The sequence below is a fragment of the Nocardia takedensis NBRC 100417 genome (assembly GCF_000308695.1).
GTDB classification, from domain to species: domain Bacteria; phylum Actinomycetota; class Actinomycetes; order Mycobacteriales; family Mycobacteriaceae; genus Nocardia; species Nocardia takedensis.
Genome location: NZ_BAGG01000253.1, coordinates 20,884 through 34,901, shown reverse-complemented (window position 1 = coordinate 34,901; position 14,018 = coordinate 20,884). Strand labels below are relative to the sequence as shown.

Here is a 14,018-nt window from a genome sequence, read left to right as displayed (position 1 = left end):
GTAGTCCGTTCGTGTTCTCATTCGTGCCCCGTTGCCAAGGGCTGTAGGGATCGCAGAAGTAGACGCCGATCCCTGTGGCGCGGGTGAGTTCGCTGTGGCGGGCCAGTTCCTTGCCGCGGTCCCAGGTCAAGGTCCGGCGCAGCGACGGCGGCAGGGGCCGCAGCGCCGAGATGATGGCCTTCGCGACCGCGGCGGCGCCGCGTCCTGCCATGGCGGGACCGTTCTTGACCGACGGTTCGATGCCGTATCCGGTCATCGGTGGCAGGTGCAACAGGATGGTGAATCGGGTGGTCCGCTCGACCAGGGTGCCGATCGCGGATCTACTCGAGCCGACGATCAGATCACCCTCCCGATGACCGGCCACCGCGCGGCCGGTGACCTCGGCGGGACGGGCGCTGATCATCGTCTCGGGTGTGACGAATCCGTGGCGTCGTCGACGGCATCGAGCCCGGGGAACCCGCAATGCCCGCCCGGTGCGCAGACACGCCACCAGCTCCCGCGCCAGCCCACCCCGCCCTTCGATGTAGAGGGCCTGATAGATCGCTTCGTGAGAGATGCGCATCGACTCGTCATCGGGATAGTCCAGACGGAGGCGTTGCGAGAACTGTTCCGGGCTACAGGAATTGGCCCACCGGCGATCGGATCGGAACGCTTTGTTGCGGCCGATCCATCGCGTCTCCGGCCCCAGCACCGTGCCCCTGCCGTTGCGGACAGCTCCGGAGAGCCGGTCGCTGACGTAGGCCCGCAGACGGGTATTCGCGGCGAGTTTGGCTGTTCTGGATCGGGTGGCGCGGCGGTCTCGATGCCATTGCGCCGTGCTCGCCCGATAGAGCAGGAAACCGCCCCTGGTCGCGGCATTGCGCCGAAGCTCACGAGAGATCGTCGAGGGGCACCGGCCCACATTTCGCGCGATCTCCCGAACACCGAGACCACGAGCGTGCAGGATCGCGATCTCCTCCCGTTCAGCGAAACACAGGTAGCGCGAGGAGTGATCTGCGAATGGCGAGGGTGACACCCCGCCAGCTTGGCGGAACCAGCGACTCCCGACCGCCGACGAGACACCGGCCTCGACACCGGCGTCTTCGCTACTGGCTCCACGCTCGATCGCCGCCCAGAACCGCTGACGGTGCTCACGCCGGGCCACCGGAGGCCGCCCCGGCGACCGCATCACCGGCCTACCGGCCGCCGCCGCTGCCCAACCCTTCGGTCGTCCCACCACACACCTCCACCTCGAAGGTGTTGCAACGACCGGTTGAATCCACCTTGCGATCCTCGATCATTATGGTGCACAACATCTGTCACATTCCAGCCCTCGCGTTCACGAGTCCAGATCGCGTGCTCGATCGCGTCGAGCACCAACGCCGCGGTCATCGACGTGGACGTGCGCCAGCCGATGATGCGCCGCGCGAAGGCGTCGACGACGAACGCCACATACACCCATCCCGACCACGTCGACACATACGTGATGTCGGCAACCCATAATCGGTTCGACGCCACCGGCGCGAACTTACGCTGCACCCGATCCACCGCCCGTGGTGCGTTCGGGTCCGGGATCGTGGTGCGTTCGACTCTGCCGCGCATCGCGCCTCGTAAACCGAGTCGGCGCATGAGCCGCTCCACGGTGCAGCGAGCCACGACGATGCCTTCCCGATTCAGTTGCAGCCACACCATTCTCGCGCCATACACACCGAAATTCTCACGGTGCACACGCTCGATCTCCACGGCCAATTCCTCGTCGCGCAGCTGCTGTTTCGTGACGGCGCGATGACGGAGTTCGTAATACGTCGATGGGGCGACTTTCACGCCGAGCTCGGTGAGCCCGGCGCAGATCGACTCGATGCCCCACAGCAGGCCGCCACTTGCGCGGCGGCCCTGGTGTTCAGTGATGAACTCGAATATCAGCGTTGTGGCCGGTCGATCTCGGCGATGCTCCTATGTCAAGCCGCCCGAAGCGCAACCGGTTTCGTTGATTCCGCGGGTTGTGTTGCGGCTATTCGTTCGTCGGTGAGCAGAGCGCGGTAGACGACGTCGGACAATCGTCGGCGCAGCAGCCGCATCGCTTCGGTGCGGGTCTTGCCGCGGGACTTGAGCTTGTCGACGTAGGTCTTGCCGGAGCCGAAGCCGCGGGTCTGGGTGAGCGCGATCTATGCAAGGCGCAGTTGATCCACCGGTTACCGCCACGATTGAGTCGTACCTTGCCGGAGGTGGCACCCGACCACACCGGAATGGGTGCGGTTCCGGTGAACCGCGCATAGGCGTCCTTGGAGCGGAAGCGTTGCGCTCCAGCGGTTTCACCGACGATCACCGCGGCCGAGAGCACCCCGCAGCCGGGGACCGCCAGCAGTGTCGGCGCCAACACCCGGACTCGATCCCGGAGCTGACGTTCGAGATCGTTGATCTGCTCGGTCAGCGCGCGGCACTGCGCGGTCATGTCGCGAGCGATCCGCGCGACCAGGCCGTCGAAGGTGGTGAGTCGCTGCGCGAGGTCATCGATCACGCAGTAGCGGCGCAGGCCGCGGGCGGGAAGTTCCAGGCTCGGGTCCAGTTCGTGCAGGTGCCACCGCAATCGGTTGATCAGCTCGGTGCGCTGAACAACCAAGGTGTGGCGGTAGTCCGACAAGAGTTTCACCTCGCGAGCCGGGCCGTCGAGACGCGCGGTCGGCAGGTCGGGTTCGCGCAGGGCAGCATGAGCCACTGCGAGGGCATCGATCGGATCGGATTTGCCCTTCTCCCGGCCGCCGCGCCTGGCGGCGGCCATGAGCTGGGTCGGCACCCGCACCACCTCGAACCCCGCGGCCAGCAGGTCTCGTTCCAGTCGGCGTGTGACGTGTCGGCAGTCCTCCACCGCGAACCGAGCACCCGGCCACTGGGTCGCCCACCCGACGGCTTTCAAATGATCCTCGCTGGTAGTCCCGATCGTCTTCTCGGCCAACCGGCGGCCCAGGGGATCGGCGGCGACCAGAGTATGGGTGCGCTTATGGGCATCCACACCGATAACGACATGGCTCAACGATTTCGTCCTCTCGACGGGTAGCTGGATTACAGGCGACCAGGTGAGGACGGGCACGCGTCAATCGGGCAATTCGCGGCGCGCTCCTATCAGGCCACGCACCTCGCCGGTCGGGCCTGGCGAGGCCGCACATCGTGACAAGCCACCAGCATCGACAGCTGGGGCAGCGAAGAAAAGAGCGAACCCCGCCGGGCACTCATGATCTTGACATTGACACTCATGATCTTGACATTGACGCGAAGAAAGCCGACGCGGCTTTCAGAGTTGCGTTGGCGCGCTTGAGCGTTGCGTTCTCACGCCGCAACCGTTTCAGCTCCTCGGACTCCTCGGTCGTCACCCCCGCGCGTGAACCGGCGTCGACCTCGGCCTGCCGCACCCACCCACGAACCGTCTCCGCATGACCCACACCCAACACCTCGGCGACCGCCCGCATCGCCGCCCACTCCGACCCGTGCTGATCACGGATCTCACCAAACATCCACACGGCACGCTCAGGCAACTCGTCCGGGTACTTCCTCCTCGACACGACTCCATCCTTCCCATGAGATGAAGTCTCCGGACTCACCGGGGTGGTTCATTCCTTCGGTACCGTGTGCGATTGTTTCGACTGTGAGAATGGATTCGGCCGTCTGGTGGCCTGGCTCTTGCTTACGACTGACCCCGAGGTCTGGGTGTCCTGGCCGTTGATCTGTCGTCTACCTGGCGGCTTCACCACCTCGGTGCCGACCGGGCGGCAGTGACCTCATAGGAGCCTGACCTCACCAGGTCCCATCACAGTCCCGTCCACCGACCGGCCGGCGTCGACAACCCGCTGAAAGGTCGCACGGACAAGCATGACAAACGCGCCACGCCGAGGTCGAGTCGTCATCGGCGTCGACACCCACAAACACCCACGTCGCCGTCGCCCTCGACGACTTCGGTGGTGTGGCCGCCGACAAGTTCAGTGCCGATCGCGTCGGCTACCAGGAACTCATCGACTGGTCGATTAATCTGAGACACCTACGCATCTTCGCCATCGAAGGAACCGGCTCCTACGGGGCAGGACTCACCGCCGCGGTCCGTCGCGCCGATATCGGCGTGATCGAGGTGATGCGCACCGATCGCCGCGACCGGCGCCTTCGCGGCAAAACCGACTTCATCGACGCCGAGAATGCCGCCCGCGCGGTACTCGCCGGAGAGGCCGATGCCACCCCGAAAAGCGTCGACGGCGTCGAGATGATCCGTCAGATCAAGGTCGCCAAAGACGTCGCGGTCAAAGCTCGCACAGCAGCGGTGATTTCGCTGAAATCGATCCTGGTGAACGCGCCCGCCGAACTCCGCGAACAGCAACAGCCGCTGTCGAAGATGGCGTTGATCCACCGCTGCGCAGCGCTGCGCCTCGGTCCGATCACCACCGTGCAAGCAGCCACCAAACACACCCTGCGAGCTATCGCACGACGCTGAGAGCAACTCCAAGAAGTGATCATCTCCCACGAGAAGCTCCTCGACGAACTCATCGCCTCGACCGCTCCGCAACTGACCGCCGCGTTCGGAGTCGGGATCGACACCGCCGCGGAAATGCTCATCGTCGCCGGTGACAACCCCGACCGCATTCGCACCGAACCGGCCTGGGCGAAACTCTGCGGCGTCTGCCCGGGCCTGGCCTCCTTCGGCAAACTATCCGCTACCGACTCAACTGTGGCGGCCCACGCCGCGCTCTACCGCACCGTCATCCGGATGCAACATCATGAGCCGACCAGAGCCTACGTCGCCGGTGCAGGCCATCAGCAGCTCGACCTGGGTTGTAGCTGACACCGACCCTGAGACCGAGCAATGATTCACCGTGTATACGTTGGGAGGCCGCTACTTCCGGGCGAGGTAGGAACTCAGCGCTGCAAGTCCCGCAGTTCGCGCTGGGCACGCTCGGCGACCCGGCGCTCTCCGAGTTCGGCCGCCGCTTCGGCCAGCCCCACTAGGGACTGCTGCAAGCTTTTCAAGGCAGGTAGGCTGCCGGGGTGCGCGGCGAGCAGGGTGCGTCGAATTGTGACCGCCTTCTCGAAGCTGGACCGTGCGGCCCGGTAGTCGCCCTGCAGGTATGCCGAGTAGGCGATGCCGTTGTGCGCGGCGGCAACGACGGAAGCCGGGTCGTAGCCGGGTCCGGTTCGGCGGAGCGTGGTCTCCAGCGCCTCGGGTGCCTCACCGTATGCGGTTCCCGCCGCCGAGAACTTCCTGGCCCTAATCTCGATGTCGCCCAACCGGATCAGCAGAGTGGCGAGCGTATGGTAATCCGCGCTGTCCAGCGACTTCACGGCGTATGGTGTCCGGTCGAGCTGGACGGCCTCGTCCAACGCCGCACGGGCATGGCGCCGATCACCTGACATCAGCGCGGCCTCGGCCGATCCCAGTGCCGCGCTCCACAGCAGCGACACGGTGCGGTCATCGAGCTCGCCGTCGCCGAGTGCGGCAAGCGCGTGTCGTCGCGAATCGCCGAACCCATCCAGGGCGACGGCGGGATCCTCCAGGTAAAGGGACGTGATGCCGATCCCCTTCGTGACGATAGCGAGTTCGAGCTGTAGCCAGGACTCGGGCTCGGCGCCCTCCCTCATACCAGCCAGAAGCCGGTGCGCCTCGGAATAGGCATCCCGTGCGCGCCGCCACAGCCCGAGTCGCTGGGCGGCCTCACCCAACCCTTTTGCAAGCGCGCTCGCATTCCGCTGCGCGGCGGAGCTCGAAGGATCCGCTGCCAGCATCGTTCTGGCGACCTTCAGCGCCTCGTCGCGTGCATCCACTGCACCTGCGAAATCTCCGCTCGCCCACGCCGTGTCACCCGCTTCGCCGCCGAGCACGAGAACGGCTTGCCGGAGATGGAAATCGTCCGGGGCGGCCGCGAGCTGAGCGCGAGCGTACGAGAGGTACCCGCCGAGGAGCTGTCGCGCGTAGTCGAAGTTGCCCAGCCGTACGGCGCTCTCGGCGAGTTCGGCGACGATGGCGGCGAGCGCCAGTACCTCGGCTGATGCGTCGTCGGGGTTCGCGCCGAGCGAGAGCCGAAGCTGCTCGGCCGCCTTCGTCAGCAATGTCGTCGCCATGCCGAAGTCACCGGCCGTCTTGTGGAAGCGTCCTGCCTCCCGGTAGGTGTCGGCCGTGTACTCCCGAGCGGCGGTGTCCTCCGGTGCGATCGAGAGCGCGAGGTCGGAGAGCCGAGCAGCCTCGGCGAAGTACTGCATTGCCTCGGGAAGTTTCTGCTGCGCCGCCGCTGCCCGCGCCGCTCCGCGCACCGCTTGCACCTGCATCAGCCGGATATCGATTCGCAGCGGATCGGCATCCGATGCCTGCTGCCAGGCCGTCGCCTCCTCCAGGTACGCGGGCTCGGCCGCCTCCGGACGGCCGGTGTCCGTTTCGATCTGCGCCACCAGCCGCAGGGCCTGAGCGAGCCGAGCCTTCCACTGCGGTCCCGGCTCCAGTGCGACCAGCTTTCGAGCGAGGGCGAGCGCCTCGTCAGCTGTGCCGCGGGCAGCGCTGTAATCGCCGAGCGCTACCTCGGCGGCGCCGAGCGCTGTCAGGGCATCGCTGACGTTGCTGTCCATGGCGGGCGTGTCGAACTGAGTCGACCATCGAGCGTGCTCCAGAGACTCGAGCAGGAGTTCGTGGGCGCAGGCCCGGTCGCCGGCAGCTGCTGCTGTCGCGGCAAGTTCGCGCAGTCCCCATTGCAGCCAGCTGCGGGCGATTTCGCCGGCGCGCGGGTCGTCGACCAGCCCGCGCCAGATCGTGACCGCCTCGGTGAAGGCCTCCCGTGCCAGGTCCGCGTCACCGATCGTCTCCGCTGCTCGACCGAGCCGGGTCTGGGCGGCGGCCATAGCACGTCCGACGGTGGGGTCGGTGTCGCCTTCCGGCGCCAGGCTCCTGGCGACCTCCACGCCGCGCCGCGCGGCGGCGAGCTCGGCATCGGCCGGGACGTTCGGTGTCCGGCCCAGGTCGGCCAGCCGTTCGAGTGCGCTCGCGACCCGATGCCGACCGGCGGGTTCAGCGGGAGCCTGCTGGAGCAGGTCGACGGCGACCTCGAACTGATGAGTCGAGAGGGTACGCCGCGCCTCCTGGGTCATCAGGTGTTTGTGCTCACCGGCGACCCAGTTGAGATACTCCATCCCGCTCGGACCGATGCCGCTCAATGTCGAACGGAAGGCCCGCTGCCCGGCGGCATCGATCACGATCCACCCGGCCCGCCTGCCCGCTGGCGTGTCGTAGGCGAGTTTGTTGAGCATCGGCCCCGCAGGCGGATCGCCCTCCGCCCGGAACAGGTGCCACAGCAGGTCGTCGCCTGCGATCGGGTCGGAATTCGGCGTTGCCGCGAGGTGCCGCGCGATCCGGGCGTGCAGTGATCGCCCGGATTCGGCACTCGGGTATCGCCTGTGCAGCGTGTGCCGGACGAGGCTGTGTGCGAAACTGGAGCGCCCGTCCGATTCCGACACCGTGACCATGCCCTGCAGACCGCGGCGGATCCCGGCGACCGCCAGCTGATCGACGCCGGTGATGGCCTCCAGGTCGATCGGCGCGAGCCCGGAACGGGAGGTCACGAGGATCTGGACGACATCGCCGGTGGCCGCAGGGCCGAAGCGCTGCTCGACGCGGTCGGCGATGCGCCCGATGATGGCTTCCGAGGTCGGGGGCATCGCCGTCACCGCCCGCAGCAGCAGCCGGGTGAGGTCGGCCAGCGGGTCACTGCTGTCGTTCAGCACCCGGTAGTCCTCCTCGTCCAGCGCGAGCAGTTCGCCGATCGCGAGCCGGAGCCACAGGGCGGTCCTCGGGGTTGCGGTGAGCTCCGCGACGGCGGCCTGTGGCAGGTTGCGGCCGAGCGAGCGGCAAACCGCGTCGACGGCGGCCCGTGCGTTCCCTGCCGCGAGTGGTTCGACCGGGATGGTGTCGATTCCCGACCTGCTCAACGCGGCCGCGTGCCCGGACTCGGTCGTGCTGACGAGGACCGTGACGTTCGCTGGAAGATCGTGCAGGAAGCGAAGGTGCTCCCGGCCCTCGTTCTCCGGGAGGGTATCGAGGCCGTCGATGGCGAGCACGCACGGCCCGATCCGGGCCAGCCCGCCGCGCCAGCGCTGCTGCAGTTGCTCGTGCGAGATACCGGTGTCGAGCTCGATGCCGAGGTCGAGCGCCGATCGGCTGATGATGCCCGCTTCGGTTCTGACCGCGGTGCTGGTGTCCAGCAGCAGCGCGGCGACGCGCACACCACTGCCGCGCAACCGCTCGACGACCGCGCACCAGACGGCGGATTTTCCGACCCCCGATTCGCCGAGCAGGCACACGCCCCGCGCCGAATCCAGTATCGCGGTAATCGAATTCACCAATTCGGCCCTGCCGTCGAACGCCCGAGTCCGATCCTGGAAGAAGAGCTGCTCGGCGGCGTTCGCCGCGTCGACCGCAGTGTCGCGCATGAGCTCGGCGCGCCGGACGACCAATTCGCTCAGTACGCGAATCGCGAGCGCCTCGAAATCGGCCAGGTCGACGACCTTGCCGCCGTCCGCCGCAACCCGGTAGGTCGAGACCCGCCCGTGGCGTTCGGCCAGCCCACGCAGCCGCGCCATGGGGGCCGGGTCGGCGTCGACCCAACCGGGGGGAGTCTCGCCGATGATCTCCCGCGCGAAGAACACCGCCTCGGTCTCAGGCCGGTCGAACGCGCCGTACACGAATTCGAGTTCGGTCGCGGAGCAGTCGGCGTGCGGTGCGGTCAGCCCGATCGCCGCCGCGATCCGGCCGACCCGTCGCGACCCCGGAATCCAGCCATACCGCTGACCGATCAACCCGACGAAAAGCGGCCTGGCCCGGTCGATCTCGGCAAAGCAAACATCGAGCACCCTGGAAAGCCGTGCCTCCTCGTCGAGTGAGTCGTCACCGGCACCCCAGCGCAGGTCGATCAGGTCGACCCGGCAGCCGAACGGGGCGACGGCATCGTCCAGCACCGGGCGCACGTGCTCGACGAGAACGTCGCGCTCGCCGTGGAAGTCGCGAAAGGTGGACGAGAGGAAGATCGGGATGACCGGCACGGGAATTCCTGCGGTTCGCTTGGGGCTGCGGAACCTCGGTTATACCAGCCCCGTGAGGCGTCCGGTGTCGTGCGGACAGCCGATACGCACGCCGGGTAGGTCACGGACTCGTGCCACTCCTGCTGGATCGGGGCGCCGTGGCGACGGCGGCGGACGACCTCGCGCAGCGGCGGAGTTGCAGTGGCTGACACCGATCGCGTCAGGGTCGACGAACGCTGAAAATGGACGACCTGAGCGCTACCGCCCGCCAGGCTGTGACGCTGGCGATCGAGTTGGCTGCCGCGAGCAACGCCCGAGCGGCGGGAGCGGAACACCTCCCGGTGGCGCTGCTCGCCAACGACTACGAGGCCACCGCCCCGCTGGAAGCGATGGGCGTCGACCTGCTCAAGCTCAGGAAGGCGGCGAGCGAGCTTGCGCGCATTGGGTGACCGCGCCTGCCGACGGTGTCGATGATTCGACGGATAGGCGGCCCGCGCCGCTAGTGTGAAGATTCGGTTCGGTGATGCGCGAAGCGCGCATGACGCGGGTCTCCGCACCGGATGCCATGAGCAGGGGAGGTTCGATGACCGTTTCGCCCGCCGCAGACATCGATGTCTTCGTTTCCTACAGCCACAGCGCCGACCGGGAACTGGCGCGCGACCTTGAGCGCGCGCTCGCTCGCCTGGCCAAGCCGTGGAACAAAGCGAGGGCGCTTCGCGTATTCCGAGACGACAGTGATCTCGCCGCTGCGACATCACTCGATGCGGAAATCACCCGAGCGCTCGAACGATCCCGCTATTTCCTACTGCTCGCCTCACCGGAATCGGCGCGCTCGCCCTGGGTGCGGAAGGAAGTCGAATTCTGGAAGCAGAAGCGCAGCTCGGAAACCTTTCTCATCGCGGTCACCGATGGCGCGGTCGCCTGGAAGGGTTCCGATTTCGATTGGTCACGAACGACGGCGTTGCCGACGACGCTGAGCGGATACTTCCGCCGCGAACCGATCTGGGTCGGGCTGAATTTCGCGCGCAGCGATCCCGATGAGCGGATGAAGAACCGCGCGTCCCTGCGTGACGACGAGTTCCGCAGCGCGGTGGCTTCACTGGCGGCGGGACCGCGGGGTGAGGACAAGAAGAAGCTCGACGATCACGAACAGCGGCAGCACCGGGTAGCGCAGCGGGTGCGTCGAACGGCGGTAGTCGCCCTCGCCCTGCTGACAGTCGCCTCCCTGGTGGCGGGATTCAGCGCGCTGCGACAGGCAACCATCGCCGAGAACCGTGCCAGGGTATCGAGTTCGCGCGCTCTCGCAGCGCAGGCGATCGCGCTAGTGGCGACGAATCCACGGCTGGCCACCCATCTCGCGCTGCACGCCTACCGGGTCGAGCCGACTTCGGAGGCGCGATCCGCGCTCGCCACAGTCGTGCAGGCCACCGCGCACTTCGACGGCTACCTGGCCCCGGCCTCGGATCGGGCGGTGCTCGGTCGGTCGGCGACGAATTACCCGGCCAATGACGTTGCGATTAGCGGGGACGGGCGGGTAATCGCCGCCTACTCCGTGTTCGACGAGGCCGCCGACGACAACCTGATCCACCTCTACGACACGGCGACACTTCGGGAGATCGGCACGGTGCCCGATTCCGCGAGGATGAGTCTGGCACTCGATCACGATGGTGATCGGCTGCTGAGCGGCGGCCGGGTCTGGGACGTCCCGTCCGGGCAGGAGGTGGCGAGCTTCGCGGCGGGCAGTTGGTGGCCTGCGGCGGCGATCTCGGCGAGCGGGCGCTGGGTCGCCGCGACCGAGCGGAAACACGACGACGGGCTGGTCCGCGTGATCGACGCGACGTCGGGCGCCGAGGTCGGCAGGTACTCGACCGCGAGTCCGACTCCGGGCGTCCGATTCGCTGCGGACGACTCGGCACTCCACGTGGTCGACGCGGAGTCGGGCGCTGCTTCTTACCAGCGGTTCGACCTTGGGGCGCGGCAGTGGGCGCCGCCGGCTCCAATCATCGCAATGCCGACGGGGTTCGCCGATCCGGACGAGTCCGGCACCACTGCGGTCGTGCTGACACCGGGTAACGAGGCCGTCGGAATTCCGGCCGAACTCCAGCTCTGGGATCTCCGGGCAGGCCTGCGGCGAACCGTGCCCGCCGCAGGCGTCATGGGCATGAACCTCGCCACCACTTCGGACAATCGCTTCGCGGCCGTCACCACCGAGGCAGGCGGGTTCGCGCTCCACGACACGGCTTCTGGCACCCCCGTGACATGGAACAACCCGCACGCGCCGCTGGTCGTCACCCGTACGGCGCTCTCCGATGACGGTGAGCGGCTGGTAACCATCGGCGAGGACGGTGCCGTCGTCCTGCACACCAGGACGGGACGGCCGCACCAGGAGCGGATCGCGGCGGGCGCGGCTGCGGCGGTCAGCGCGGACGGCCGGATCGGGTTGATCGACGGTGGGTCCGAAGTCCTGGTCCGCGAACTCGCCACCGGGGTGGAGCATGCCAGGTTGCCGGGGCCGGTGCTCACCCGGCGCGGCGCGCGCATCGCGGTCGACGCCGACTCGGATCTCACCCGAATCGCGATCCTGGTCGACGGCCAGATTCATCTGTGGGACAACCGCGGAGCGCGGCAGGGCTCCTACCTGCCGATTACCTCGCGGGCGGCTGTCGCGCTCAGGGGGCACGGCGTGGTGCGCTTCCTCGCCGACGAGACCCACCTGCTGGTGTCGTCGGGAGCCGGGGAACCACTGGTGGTGCTCGACACCAGGACTCAGGAGATCGTGCAGACCCTCGCTATGGACGGCGGCAGCGGATCCCAATTCGCGCTGAGTCCGGACCGTCGCACCCTCGCCGTACTCGATTTTCCGGAGATCGACGAGACGAGGGCGACGTCCGCGGTCATCACCGTGCAGGAGTGGGACGAGACTGCCGAACGGTTCGTCGAGACATCGCGGGTCGGCATTTCCGGAGACTTCGCGATCAACGATCTCACGGCCGATCTGGTCGGCTTCACGATCGCCGCGGACCGGACCACCGCGTCGATTCGGGACAGCGCGGGCCGTGTGCACCTCGTCGACCTCAGCGGTAGCGGCGCGGTGCGCCGGGTTCTCGAGGACAGTTGGTCGTCGGCGACTACCGGTGTCGCCGTGTTCGACGACACCGGTGCCGTCATCGCAGTCGTCACCGCGCTCAGGGACGGCCCGGCGGTGACGCTTTGGGACGCAGCGACGGGACAGGTGCTGGCCAGGTGGCCGATCGGGAGCACGGTCGCGCAGCGGCTCGTGGCAAGCGGTGACGGGATGCTCCGGATTGTGACGGGCTCCGGAGCGAACAGCGAGATCACCGGGTGGCAGGTCGGGGTGACGAGCTGGAAGCGGACTCTGTGTGCCAAGGTCCGGGGTGATCGGCTGACGGCGGACGAGCGCGGTCGCTATCTGTCAGGGATCGAGGTTGCCGCTCCCTGCCCGGGATGAAGGAGAGGGACTGCAATCGAGGGGTGATGCGACGCTCGGCGGTCGTATCGCACCCGCGTTTCGATCGGTGTCATCCGGACGCACGAATATGCGCCAGCCGAATTCGACCATCGTGGAGGTAAGCGGTTTCGAGTGGCACCGGGGACTGCAGGGCGACAACACAGGCTGCCGCTACGGCGTCGATCTGATCGCTCTTGCGCTGGCCACCGCGGAAGAGTTCCCGGACTCGCGCTGTTGCGGTGGTCGGCACGTCCAGCACAGTCTCGCCGCGGGCGATATGCCAACGTGAGAGGTCGCGGCCGACCACGTCAGCGTTCTCAAACGCCACCGCCGCCGCGGCCACCGCTTCGCCCCGGCGATCAACCGCCGGTACTCGGCCAAGGGCGGCTTCGATCCGGACCGAGCCGAGACCGGCGTTGGTGGCCGGGGCCACCGCGGTCGCGGCATGAGTGCTTAGTGGTGACCGACGCCGATGACGCCCACGGGCGGGGGCTCCGTTCCGTCGGGTCCGAATGGAGATCCGGGACGGACAATCCGACCTACAACTTGTCTGCCCCACCGTCCGGGTTCCAGTCACGGTGGCTAACTGGCAGCGGTGATCGATGTCTTCTCGGCGAGTAGTTTGTACTCGATCGGGGTGCGGTAGCCCAGTGCGGAGTGGCGGCGTTGGCGGTTGTAAAAGATCTCGATGTAGTCGAAATTCGCGTTCGCGGGTGCGAGGCGGGTCTTCCACTTCTTGCAGTCGAGCAGCTCGATCTGCATCGAGGCCAGAACGATTCGATCATGGCGTTGTCGAGCCCGTCGCCGACTGTCCCGAAGGACGGGAGAAGTCCTGCCGAGCGGATCGTGTCACCGAAAACCCATGAGGTGAACTGGCTTCAGTGATCGGTGTGCCCGATCCCGCTGGGTTCCGGGCGGCGATTGCGGATGGCCATGTCCAGTGCGTTGACCACCAGGGTGGCGTCCTGGCGGGAGTCGATCGACCGGTCTGCGATCCTGCGACTGAATGCGTCGAGTGCCGCCACGCAGTACGCGCGCCCACGTGCCCTTCCTTGGTCGGATGTCGTGTGATATCGGTGACCCACAACCCGTTCGGCCTCAACCGATGGAACTTGCGGTTCACCAGGTCGCCCGCGGTGACCACGCCGCGCAGGTTCTTGCCCCGGGGCGAGGCCGGCAGCCCGCGGATGCCGGCAGCGTCATCAACACCGACACGGTGCGGGAGCAGACCTTGATGCCCATCGCCATGGTGAGTTCGGCGTGGATCTGCCGAGCACCCATAGGTGCCTCGTTACGCGACGTGGACCTCACGAATCGGCCCGGCCGTCTCGGCGCAGCCGTTTTGACAGTGTGACCGGGTGGATACCGAGTTCGATAGCGGTCTGGTTGCCGGTTCACCGGCCCGGACCAGGGCGATGACGCGGGTCCAGAACTCGGTTGGGTAGGCGCGCGGCACGTCTGTGAGCCTTTCGGGAAGGCCATCAATTAGCAAACTGAGTTGGAACTCAACGAGTGGGGCAGGCCATGACCCGGT

General features: G+C 67.3%; 7 protein-coding genes and 4 pseudogenes. 4 read left to right on the top strand and 7 right to left on the bottom strand.

Features of this window, described 5'->3' with window-relative positions; genetic code table 11:
• The 4 genes and pseudogenes from ON30_RS30870 to ON30_RS39785 form a co-directional block, all read right to left on the bottom strand.
• On the bottom strand, nucleotides 1-1,168 hold a 1,168-nt coding region (locus tag ON30_RS30870), incomplete at its 3' end, for an IS30 family transposase (RefSeq protein WP_085999444.1).
• 50 nt (nucleotides 1,169-1,218) lie between these two features.
• Nucleotides 1,219-1,923 (bottom strand): annotated as a pseudogene (locus ON30_RS30865) (IS3 family transposase); the annotation flags it as partial.
• 14 nt (nucleotides 1,924-1,937) lie between these two features.
• Nucleotides 1,938-3,010: pseudogene (locus ON30_RS30860) on the bottom strand (IS110 family RNA-guided transposase).
• A gap of 223 nt (nucleotides 3,011-3,233) precedes the next feature.
• Nucleotides 3,234-3,488, bottom strand: a pseudogene (locus ON30_RS39785) (transposase); the annotation flags it as partial.
• A 446-nt stretch (nucleotides 3,489-3,934) separates the two neighbouring features.
• Here ON30_RS39785 and ON30_RS40770 point away from each other — a divergent pair.
• Both ON30_RS40770 and ON30_RS40765 read left to right on the top strand, forming a co-directional pair.
• Complete coding sequence (locus ON30_RS40770; RefSeq protein ID WP_051030207.1) at nucleotides 3,935-4,453, top strand: IS110 family transposase; 519 nt, start codon at nucleotides 3,935-3,937, stop codon at nucleotides 4,451-4,453.
• A 15-nt stretch (nucleotides 4,454-4,468) separates the two neighbouring features.
• Nucleotides 4,469-4,801 carry a transposase gene (locus ON30_RS40765; protein ID WP_051030206.1) on the top strand — a complete coding sequence of 111 codons (333 nt, stop codon included), beginning with the start codon at nucleotides 4,469-4,471 and terminating at the stop codon, nucleotides 4,799-4,801.
• Between the two features lie 74 nt (nucleotides 4,802-4,875).
• Here ON30_RS40765 and ON30_RS30845 read toward each other — a convergent pair whose 3' ends face one another.
• Nucleotides 4,876-9,036 carry a DUF4062 domain-containing protein gene (locus tag ON30_RS30845; RefSeq protein ID WP_040713236.1) on the bottom strand — a complete coding sequence of 1,387 codons (4,161 nt, stop codon included), beginning with the start codon at nucleotides 9,034-9,036 and terminating at the stop codon, nucleotides 4,876-4,878.
• A gap of 221 nt (nucleotides 9,037-9,257) precedes the next feature.
• On the opposite strand from ON30_RS30845, the gene ON30_RS30840 reads away from it, so the two are divergent.
• Together ON30_RS30840 and ON30_RS30835 are read left to right on the top strand one after the other, a co-directional pair.
• Nucleotides 9,258-9,464: a Clp protease N-terminal domain-containing protein gene (locus ON30_RS30840; RefSeq protein WP_040713235.1), complete on the top strand. Its 207-nt coding sequence runs from the start codon at nucleotides 9,258-9,260 to the stop codon at nucleotides 9,462-9,464.
• 74 nt (nucleotides 9,465-9,538) lie between these two features.
• The gene (locus tag ON30_RS30835; protein WP_083911825.1) at nucleotides 9,539-12,484 is read left to right on the top strand and encodes a toll/interleukin-1 receptor domain-containing protein; all 2,946 of its coding nucleotides are present in this window, start codon (nucleotides 9,539-9,541) and stop codon (nucleotides 12,482-12,484) included.
• Nucleotides 12,485-12,554: 70 nt separating this feature from the next.
• On the opposite strand, the gene ON30_RS40455 is transcribed toward ON30_RS30835, so the two are convergent.
• Both ON30_RS40455 and ON30_RS41515 read right to left on the bottom strand, forming a co-directional pair.
• A complete protein-coding gene (locus ON30_RS40455; protein ID WP_174387617.1) occupies nucleotides 12,555-12,917 on the bottom strand; it encodes a hypothetical protein in 363 nt (120 codons plus the stop codon).
• Between the two features lie 149 nt (nucleotides 12,918-13,066).
• Nucleotides 13,067-13,805, bottom strand: a pseudogene (locus ON30_RS41515) (IS3 family transposase); the annotation flags it as partial.
• Nucleotides 13,806-14,018 lie beyond the last annotated feature (213 nt).